Genomic DNA, 8,650 nt, shown 5'->3' on the forward strand with positions numbered 1-8,650 from the left:
CCGCCGTTGCCGAGACCACCCGCGCCACCGTCGAGAGGTTTCTCGCGGCCCGCTCCACCCGGGCGTCGGCGTCGTAGCCGCCACGCAGTTCGAAAAGGGTGGTCAGGTCGCCGTATTCGGTCAATCCGGAATCGTCGCCGGCGGCCATCCCGGCCTCGAGGTGGCGCATCCGTGTCTCGATCCGGCGCAGATCGCTCAACGCCCGGTCGATGATCTGCTGGACCGTCAGCCGCGCCGGTAGCTGTTCGTCCTGGGCGAGATAGCCGATACCGCCCGCGGCAGCGACGACGATCTCGCCCTGATCGGGCTGTTCCCGCCCGGCGAAAAGGCGCAGCAGGGTGGATTTACCGGACCCGTTCTCGCCGACGATCCCGGTACGTTCACCCGCGCCGAGCGAGCACGTGACCCCGTCGAGAACGAGCCGGCCGTGGAAGGATTTGCTGACCGCGCGTGCGGTGATCTGAGTGGGCATACAGGAACTCCGAAGTATTCGAGGACGCGGCCATCGATGACCGCAGGACCGGGGAAACACTTCGGAAGAACATCGGCACCCTCACTAGTGCGACAACAGTTGCATTAGGATGATGCCACGGCACCACCCATTCGAGCAACCGGATACCGACGATGAATTCACCCACCTCGCCCCGCCCCCGTCCCGGCGGCCGCACCGCCCGCATCCGCGAACAGGTCCTCGACGCCGTGCGTGCGGAACTCACCGAACACGGCTACGACGCCCTCACCGTCGATACGGTCGCCGCCCGCGCGGGCGTGCATCGCACCACGGTGTACCGCCGCTGGCGCGATACCGGCGGCCTCGTCGCCGACCTCTTCGCCGCCGCCGCCGATATCGACTGGCACCCCCGCGACACCGGCTCGCTACGCGGCGACCTGGCAGCCCTGAACGCAGAAATCCAGGACTCCTTCACCGAGCAGCCCTCGATCGCGGCGGCGCTGGTCGCGGTGTCGTTCCGCTCGGACGAGGCGGCCCGGGCCCTGCAACAACTCTGGGAAGACCGCTACACCCAATCCGAGATCGTCGTCGAACGAGCCCTCCGCCGCGGTGAACTCCCACCCCGCACCGACCCCCGTGCCCTCCTCATCGCCGCCACCGCCCCCCTCTATCACCACCTCGTACTCCTCCGAACCCCACCCGACCCCGCTCTGCCCGACCGCGCCGCCCACGCCGCCACCCTCGCCGGCCGAGCCGGAGCCTTCGCCCCACCGCAGTAGCGCTGAACCCAACCGGCAGGACTGCCACCTCCCCGCCCCGGGTGACGACCAGTGTGGTGCGGTATCGAACCGGACGGCGCCGGTGAAGAGGACGGCGGGCGCCTTGGCGGTCGCCGGATTCATCCAGAATGTCCATCGGATCCTCCCGGTCGTATCGAATGAGCCGGGTATCAGACGGTCAGCAGGACCTTGGTGGCGCGGCGTTCGTCCATGGCGCGGTAGCCCTCGGCGGCCTGTTCCAGAGGGAGGGTGAGATCGAAGACCTCACCGGGGTCGATATCACCGCGAACGATGAGATCGATCAGGTCGGGCAGGAAGCGGCGTACCGGGGCGGGGCCGCCGTGCAGGTGCACGCCGGAGAAGAACAGTTGCATACCGTCGAGTTGCACATCGTGGGCGACGCCGACATAGCCGACGTGCCCGCCGGGGCGGGTCGCGCGGATGGCCTGCATCATCGACTCCTGGGTGCCGACCGCCTCGATGGTCGAATGCGCGCCCAGCCCGCCGGTGAGTTCCTTGATTCTGCTGACGCCGGCCTTACCGCGTTCCTCGACGATATCGGTGGCGCCGAATTTCCGGGCCAGCGCCTGCCGGTCGGCGTGGCGGCTCATGGCGATGATGCGGTCGGCGCCGAGTTGTTTCGCGGCGAGGACGGCGAGCAGCCCGACCGCGCCGTCACCGACGACCACGACGGTCTTGCCGGGCCCCGCCTCGGCGGCCACCGCGGCGAACCAGCCGGTACCGAGCACGTCGGAGGCCGCGAGCAGGCTCGGATACTGCGCGGCGGTCGGTTCGCCGGGGACCGGGACCAGGGTGCCGTCGGCCAGGGGGATACGGGCCCGCTCGGCCTGGGTGCCGATCGAACCGATCGGTACGTTGTGCACGCAGCGGCTCTGATAACCGGCTCGGCAGATCTCGCAGGTGTTGTCGGAGGCGAAGAACGATCCCACCACGAAATCGCCGACTGCGAGATCACGCACCTGGGCCCCGATCTCCTCGACCACACCGATGTATTCGTGTCCCATCGGCGCGGGCCCATCGATCTGCTCGACGCCGCGATAGGGCCACAGATCCGACCCGCATATGCACGTGGCGGCGATCCGGATCACCGCGTCCGTGGGTTCGACGATCTCCGGGTCGGTGCGCTCTTCGACCCGCACATCGCCGGGGGCGTACAGGATGACTCCACGCATTGCCGGATTCTCCTTTGCTCGTTGTCCGAAGATCGTTCCGCTTCCGGGCCGCGACCTCACGGCACCACGCGGCGTCGTGACACCGCGGAGACCACGCAGCTGTCGGCGGGGACAATTATCTGTTGATTCGCCGGCGCCGAGCACCCCTGACCCGGCTCACCGTCTGCAGATTCTCGCGCCGTGCGCGCGGACTGTCGGTGCCGAGACCGAACAGCACTGAGCGTCGAGGCGCGCAGCTACACTTCGCGAGGACCGAACCGCTCCGCCCGCCGATTCCGTCGGCCGCCTGACCCTTGTCCGAGGAGGGCCCCTATGTCGCCTGCACCGCTACCGCAATCCGAGGAAACCGATCTGGCGCAGCGGTTGGCTCGATTGGAGGCCGTCGAGGCGATCAAGGCTCTCAAGCACCGCTACCTGCGGGCGTGTGATGCCAAGGACCCCAAGGCTTTCCGGGAGTGTTTCGTCGCCGCGGGTGCCGCGGTCGACTACGGGGCGCTCGGCTCCTTCGATGCCGACGGTATGGCGGCGGTATTCGAGAAGATCGCGTTGCAGAAGGTCGACGGGAAGAACGTGATCCTCGATATGCATCACGGCACCCATCCCGATATCACCGTCCACGACACGCAGCACGCCTCCGGCAAATGGACGCTGAAATTCCGGCAGGTGAACCTGATAGAGAACACCGAGACGGTGATGACCGGGGAGTACGACGACGAATACGTTGTCGAGGACGGCGGATGGAAGATCGCCGCGTGCCGGTTCGAGCAGTACTGGTCGATCACGCGGCCGGTCGACGACACCTGCCGGGTCGCGCAGTAGGGAGCGCGAACCGGCCGAAGCGCTCGCGGGGAGGATGTCAGGCGTCCTCGATACGGAACAGCGTGCACCGGCCGGCCAGGGCGGCGAATTCGTCGGGGTCGTCGCCGGTCACGACCCCGGACTTGATCATGACCGGGACACCGGTGGGCACGAGTCGCGGGAATTCCCGCAGCACCGGCTCGCTGTCGGCGGCCGGGACCTCCACGAGGCGCACCGTTCGTTTCCGCCGTCCGACCTTCAGCTCCGCGGTATCGGCGGCCCGGACGTTCTTCACCCAGTCTGCGCCGGGAATACCGCCGAGAACGTATTCGGCGCCGTTGTATTCGAACGGGGTCACCGGGGTGGTGCGGAGCTTGCCCGATTTCCGGCCCGGAACGGTGAGCAATGCCATCGGCAGCGCGACCCCCACCCGGCTGACGGCGACCATCGCCCGATTCATGGGTTTCAGCCAACCGGGAATCTTGACGGTATCGCCTGCCATCACGCGCTCCTCCACCTCGGGCACCCGGTCGGTGCCTCGAACGAAGCGAGCCGTCCGATGCGGCCCGCTCCGGCAGCGTAGCGGTTGCGGGTGACAGCCGCCGTCCCGTCACGAAGTCCCCGGCTCGCCGTGGGTTCGGCGCACCGGAGTCCGGGGTACCCGAGCCTTATCGTTACGTGGCCCGCGGAATCGGGGGCAGGTGACGGCACCACTCGCGGGACCTCGCCGCGTGGTGGTCCGGATGAGGAACGGAGGAACCATGGGGCAGGTCGACCGACCCCGGGAACAGTGGGGTACACGAGCCGGATTCCTGCTCGCCGCCATCGGATCGGCGGTGGGGCTGGGCAATATCTGGCGCTTCCCCTATGTCGCCTACGAGAACGGGGGTGGCGCCTTCCTGGTGCCATACCTGATAGCCCTGCTCACGGCCGGCATTCCGGTACTGATATTCGACTACGCGATGGGCCACAAGTTCCGGGGGTCGCCACCGCTGGCGTTCCACCGGCTGTCCCGGCGGGTGACGGCGCTGGGCTGGTGGCAGGTGGCCATCTGCTTCGTGATCGCCACCTATTACGCGGTGATCATCGCCTGGGCGGCCCGCTATGTGGGTTTCTCGGTCGGCCAGCAGTGGGGCGACGATCCCGACGCCTTCTTCGGCGAATTCCTGCACCAAGCCGACGAACCGTCCTTCGGGACCTCCTACGTCCCCGGCGTCGCGATACCGCTGATCGTGGTCTGGCTGGTGACCCTGGGTGTGCTCGCTTTCGGCGTGCGCCGCGGAATCGAGTTCGCCAGCAAGATTTTCATACCGCTGCTGGTGGTGCTTTTCGGCATCCTCGTGGTGCGGGCCCTGTTCCTGCCGGGTGCGGCGAGCGGGCTCGACGCGTTCTTCTCGCCGGACTGGTCGGCGATCACCAGCGGGAAAGTCTGGGTGGCGGCCTACGGTCAGATCTTCTTCTCGCTGTCCGTCGGGTTCGGCATCATGATCACCTACTCCTCGTATCTGCGGCGTAAGGCGGATCTGACCGGGTCGGCACTGGTCACCGGATTCGCCAACAGCTCGTTCGAGATCCTGGCCGGAATCGGTGTCTTCGCGGCCCTCGGGTTCATGGCGACCCAGGCCGGCACCGGGATCGACGAGGTCGTGACCGATGGTGTCGGGTTGGCGTTCGTCGCGTTTCCCGCCATCATCTCCGAACTGACCGCCGGGGCGGCCTGGTTCGGCATCCTATTCTTCAGCTCCCTGCTGATCGCCGGTTTGACCTCGCTGATCAGCATCGTGCAGGTGCTGGTATCCGCGGTGCAGGACCGCACCGGTATGGACCGGGTGCCGACCGTGCTCATCGTCGGCGGGGCTGCCGCGGCGGTCTCCATCGCCCTCTTCCCGACTCGCGGTGGCCTGTTCCTGCTCGACGCGGTCGACCACTTCATCAACGCCTACGGCGTGGCGCTCGCCGCTCTGGTCGCGGTCGTGGTGGTGGCCTGGGGGCTGCGGAAACTGCCGCTGCTGCAGGCCCACGTCGATTCGATCTCGGTGGTGCGTCTGGGCTGGATATGGAAGGTCACCCTGGGCGTCGTCACACCGATCGTGCTCGGCTGGATGATGATCGATTCACTGCGCACGGAGTTCGCCGAGAACTACAGCGGATACTCCGGCAGCTTCCTGATGATCGCCGGCTGGGGCGTGGCGCTCGGCGCCATCGTGGTGGGCATCGTGCTCGCCCTGATCCCATGGCGTAACGCCGGTCCCGCACCCGTCACGGACGCACCCGGCAACCCGTCACACGAGGCCGTTACTCCGGCCGGAAAGGACGAGAGCTGATGTCCACGGGAGCGATCATCATGCTGATCATTTCGATCGTTGTGGTGTGGGGCGGTCTGGCCGGGGCACTGTTGCTGATCCGGCGTCACCCCGAAACTCCGGACGACGCCGAGAATCCCGCCGCGGCGGGAGAGTCGACCGGCCACCGCACGTAGTCCGACGATCCGGATGCCACCGGCACGGGCCCGAGTTCCTCGGGAGCCCGTGCCGGTGTGCGGGGATCAGAAATCCCAGTCGTCGTCTTCGGTGTTGACGGCCTTGCCGATCACATAGCTGGAACCCGAACCGGAGAAGAAGTCGTGGTTCTCGTCGGCGTTGGGGGACAGCGCCGACAGGATCGCCGGGTTGACCTCGGTTTCGTCCTTCGGGAACAGGCCCTCGTAGCCGAGGTTCATCAGCGCCTTGTTGGCGTTGTAGCGGAGGAACTTCTTGACGTCCTCGGTGAGCCCGACCTCGTCGTAGAGATCCTGGGTGTATTCGACCTCGTTGTCGTACAGCTCGAACAGCAACTCGAAGGTGTAGTTCTTCAGCTCGTCGCGTTCGGCCTGGGTGACCTGCTCGAGGCCGCGCTGGTACTTGTAGCCGATGTAGTAGCCGTGCACCGCCTCGTCCCGGATGATCAGGCGGATCATATCGGCGGTATTGGTGAGCTTGGCCCGCGACGACCAGTGCATCGGCAGGTAGAAGCCGGAGTAGAACAGGAAGCTCTCCAGCAGCGTCGAGGCCACCTTGCGCTTGAGCGGATCGTCGCCGCGGTAGTAGTCGAGAACGATCTCCGCCTTGCGCTGGAGGTTACGGTTCTCCTCCGACCAGCGGAAGGCATCGTCGATCTCCCGGGTGGAGCACAGCGTGGAGAAGATCGAGCTGTAGCTCTTGGCGTGCACCGATTCCATGAACGCGATATTGGTGAGCACCGCCTCCTCGTGCGGGGTCAGCGCATCGGGGATGAGACTGACCGCGCCGACCGTGCCCTGGATGGTGTCCAGCAGGGTGAGCCCGGTGAACACGCGCATGGTGAGCTGTTTCTCGTCGGGTGTGAGGGTGGCCCAGGACGGGATGTCGTTGGACACCGGGACCTTCTCGGGGAGCCAGAAGTTACCGGTGAGCCGATCCCAGACCTCGGCATCCTTCTCGTCGGGTACCCGATTCCAGTTGATGGCCGAAACCCGATCGATGAGCTTCATGCTTTTTCCACGCCCTTCCCAACGACTCCGACTACGACTGACTGCCAGCGCTCCGCGTGCCGTAACACTACCCCTGAGACGGCGAATAGCCACTATCCCTTGGGGGTGGATCGCCAAGCGGTACCACAAGTTGTGTTCTGCGCGTCGGATGCGCTAGAGAGCGGAACTTCGGCGCGCCGTGACCGCAGGCGCCGCCGAGCGTACTTCAGTCGTCGCCGGGAGGCTTGTGCCGGCCGCTGGATCCGTCATCGCCCGAGGACGAGGGGGACATGGCCAGGCCGAAGGCCAGCCCGAAACCGATACCGAGCCCCACCCCGAGGGCGAGATTACCGAGGACCGCGAGACCGAGCGGGACCCCGATCGCCACTCCGATGACGATCCCGATACTCAACCGGTAACCGAGTGAGCGGTCACCATCGGTGCCCATACTTCGACGGTACCGGCGTCAGCTGCTCTCACCTGCGATTTCGTATTCCGAGACGGTCTCGAGGAGGTTGCGAACGGGACTTCGGCGCCGGGATCACTCCATCACGTAGGAGTTGAGGCTGTCCTGGATATCGGTGAGGACCGCACGCGCCGAGGTCAGGCCCGTGGTGTGCCAGAGGGCGTCGTCGACCACGAAGGTGCGGCCGTCGGTGGCCGCACCGAGCTCTTTCCACTCCGGTGAACGCATCACCGATTCGCCGTGCTCCTGCCCCTCCGGGCCGGCGAACATGACATAGATGAGATCGCCCTCGGCGGCCACGGGATCGGATTCGTCCAGCGGCTCCGATTCGTCGCGCTGCGCGGCCGGCCGCTGCGCGCCGGTATCGGCGAGGACCTGCGCCGCGAAGGTTTCGCTGCCCATGATCTCGCTGCCGGTGGCGGTGAACCGGACCAGGGAGGCCTCGGTGAACGCCGCGTTGATGGATTTACCGGTATCGGCGGCCTCGGTGCGGTAGTTGTCGAGCGCCTCCCGCCCGGCCGTCGCGCGGCCCATGGCACCCGCGAACGCGCTGAACTGCTCCTCCCAGGTCTTGTCGGTGCCGATCAGGACCGTCGGGGCGATACCGCTCAGCGCGGCGTAGTCGGCCCGGCCGGCCGGTACCTCGCCGATGATGAGATCGGGCTCCAGCTGGGCGACGAGCGCGGGGTCGGGATCGGTGGCGAGACCGACGCCCGGGATCTCCAGCACCCCGTACCCCAGATATCCCGGCTGGGGCGACGGGCCGGGCACGGTGGTGGCGCCGACGACCCGCTCCCACAGGCCCACGGCGCAGGTCGCATCGAGTGCGGAGGTGCCGAGCACCACGATCCGCTGCGGATCCGCCGGAACCCGCGAGTCCCCCGAGGCATGCCGCACGGTGCGAGTGGGGCCGTCGGCCGGATCGGCGGGAGTGGGCAGGGAGCAGGCCTGTGAGGTATCCCGCTCGATCCCCACCACGCCCGCGCCGGCGATCTTGGTGGTGGTACGGACGATCGACGCCGAGTTATCGGATTGGCTCGCGCAACCGGCCACCGCCACCGCGATACAGGTGAGCGCGGCGCCCACGAACCGGTGAGCGCGGCGCACCCGGGTGGAGTTCCGGGGTTTGCGCACGGCTGGGGTACGGACAGCAGGGCTCACCGGCATGCCGGGAAGGGTACATGCTGTGTCATGGCGCTGCCTCCGGCAGCGCGGGGTTTGGGGGGCGCTAATTTTTAGTTTTTAAAAAAAACCCCCCACCCCGACGGCCCCCCCCCCCCGGCGGCACCACAAACCCGGCCCCCCCCCCGGGGGGCCCGGGGTTCGGGGCCCTAGAGGTCTCGTTCTTCACTCCTCCGCTCCTCCGCTTCGCTCCCCCGCTCCGTCGCTCCAGAACGAGCCGGGCCCCGAACCTTTGGGGCGGGCCGGGTGTTCTTGCTTTTGGGGTGGGCCGGGGCCGGATGTTCTTGTGCACTG

Annotated in this window: 10 protein-coding genes; 4 read left to right on the top strand and 6 right to left on the bottom strand. The window is 67.2% G+C overall.

Annotation, left to right across the window (positions count from 1 at the left end; translation table 11 throughout):
* The coding region (locus tag QH196_RS15250) for an ATP-binding cassette domain-containing protein (protein ID WP_280416445.1) at nucleotides 1–472 on the bottom strand (472 nt) is incomplete at its 3' end.
* Nucleotides 473–624: 152 nt separating this feature from the next.
* Here QH196_RS15250 and QH196_RS15255 point away from each other — a divergent pair.
* Complete coding sequence (locus QH196_RS15255; protein ID WP_280416446.1) at nucleotides 625–1,230, top strand: TetR/AcrR family transcriptional regulator; 606 nt, start codon at nucleotides 625–627, stop codon at nucleotides 1,228–1,230.
* A 170-nt stretch (nucleotides 1,231–1,400) separates the two neighbouring features.
* Here QH196_RS15255 and QH196_RS15260 read toward each other — a convergent pair whose 3' ends face one another.
* Nucleotides 1,401–2,423, bottom strand: coding sequence for a zinc-dependent alcohol dehydrogenase family protein (locus QH196_RS15260; protein WP_280416447.1), 1,023 nt, complete (start codon nucleotides 2,421–2,423; stop codon nucleotides 1,401–1,403).
* A gap of 312 nt (nucleotides 2,424–2,735) precedes the next feature.
* On the opposite strand from QH196_RS15260, the gene QH196_RS15265 reads away from it, so the two are divergent.
* On the top strand, nucleotides 2,736–3,242 hold the full coding sequence (locus QH196_RS15265; RefSeq protein ID WP_280416448.1) for a nuclear transport factor 2 family protein: 507 nt from the start codon (nucleotides 2,736–2,738) through the stop codon (nucleotides 3,240–3,242).
* Between the two features lie 37 nt (nucleotides 3,243–3,279).
* Here QH196_RS15265 and QH196_RS15270 read toward each other — a convergent pair whose 3' ends face one another.
* The gene (locus QH196_RS15270; RefSeq protein WP_280416449.1) at nucleotides 3,280–3,723 is read right to left on the bottom strand and encodes a nitroreductase family deazaflavin-dependent oxidoreductase; all 444 of its coding nucleotides are present in this window, start codon (nucleotides 3,721–3,723) and stop codon (nucleotides 3,280–3,282) included.
* 241 nt (nucleotides 3,724–3,964) lie between these two features.
* Here QH196_RS15270 and QH196_RS15275 point away from each other — a divergent pair, with 241 nt between their 5' ends.
* The gene (locus QH196_RS15275) at nucleotides 3,965–5,545 is read left to right on the top strand and encodes a sodium-dependent transporter (protein ID WP_280416450.1); all 1,581 of its coding nucleotides are present in this window, start codon (nucleotides 3,965–3,967) and stop codon (nucleotides 5,543–5,545) included.
* Nucleotides 5,545–5,700, top strand: coding sequence for a methionine/alanine import family NSS transporter small subunit (locus QH196_RS15280; protein ID WP_280416451.1), 156 nt, complete (start codon nucleotides 5,545–5,547; stop codon nucleotides 5,698–5,700). The genes QH196_RS15275 and QH196_RS15280 overlap by 1 nt, the downstream gene beginning before the upstream one ends.
* A gap of 66 nt (nucleotides 5,701–5,766) precedes the next feature.
* Here QH196_RS15280 and nrdF read toward each other — a convergent pair whose 3' ends face one another.
* From nrdF to QH196_RS15295, 3 genes are all read right to left on the bottom strand, one after another.
* Nucleotides 5,767–6,729 (bottom strand): class 1b ribonucleoside-diphosphate reductase subunit beta, encoded by a 963-nt coding sequence (gene nrdF, locus QH196_RS15285; RefSeq protein WP_280416452.1) that lies wholly within the window; start codon nucleotides 6,727–6,729, stop codon nucleotides 5,767–5,769.
* Between the two features lie 205 nt (nucleotides 6,730–6,934).
* Entirely contained in the window at nucleotides 6,935–7,156 is a 222-nt protein-coding gene (locus QH196_RS15290; RefSeq protein WP_280416453.1) for a hypothetical protein, read from the bottom strand.
* A gap of 93 nt (nucleotides 7,157–7,249) precedes the next feature.
* Nucleotides 7,250–8,341 (bottom strand): ABC transporter substrate-binding protein, encoded by a 1,092-nt coding sequence (locus tag QH196_RS15295; protein WP_280416454.1) that lies wholly within the window; start codon nucleotides 8,339–8,341, stop codon nucleotides 7,250–7,252.
* Nucleotides 8,342–8,650: the final 309 nt, after the last annotated feature.

The sequence above is a fragment of the Nocardia carnea genome, from assembly GCF_029868325.1.
Classification (GTDB): Bacteria; Actinomycetota; Actinomycetes; order Mycobacteriales; family Mycobacteriaceae; genus Nocardia; species Nocardia carnea_C.

Coding starts and splice junctions, on each gene's coding strand:
- QH196_RS15255 (WP_280416446.1), top strand. CDS start 625: ATGAATTCACCCACCTCGCCCCGCCCCCGTCCCGGCGGCCGCACCGCC.
- QH196_RS15260 (WP_280416447.1), bottom strand. CDS start 2,423: ATGCGTGGAGTCATCCTGTACGCCCCCGGCGATGTGCGGGTCGAAGAG.
- QH196_RS15265 (WP_280416448.1), top strand. CDS start 2,736: ATGTCGCCTGCACCGCTACCGCAATCCGAGGAAACCGATCTGGCGCAG.
- QH196_RS15270 (WP_280416449.1), bottom strand. CDS start 3,723: ATGGCAGGCGATACCGTCAAGATTCCCGGTTGGCTGAAACCCATGAAT.
- QH196_RS15275 (WP_280416450.1), top strand. CDS start 3,965: ATGAGGAACGGAGGAACCATGGGGCAGGTCGACCGACCCCGGGAACAG.
- QH196_RS15280 (WP_280416451.1), top strand. CDS start 5,545: ATGTCCACGGGAGCGATCATCATGCTGATCATTTCGATCGTTGTGGTG.
- nrdF (WP_280416452.1), bottom strand. CDS start 6,729: ATGAAGCTCATCGATCGGGTTTCGGCCATCAACTGGAATCGGGTACCC.
- QH196_RS15290 (WP_280416453.1), bottom strand. CDS start 7,156: ATGGGCACCGATGGTGACCGCTCACTCGGTTACCGGTTGAGTATCGGG.
- QH196_RS15295 (WP_280416454.1), bottom strand. CDS start 8,341: ATGCCGGTGAGCCCTGCTGTCCGTACCCCAGCCGTGCGCAAACCCCGG.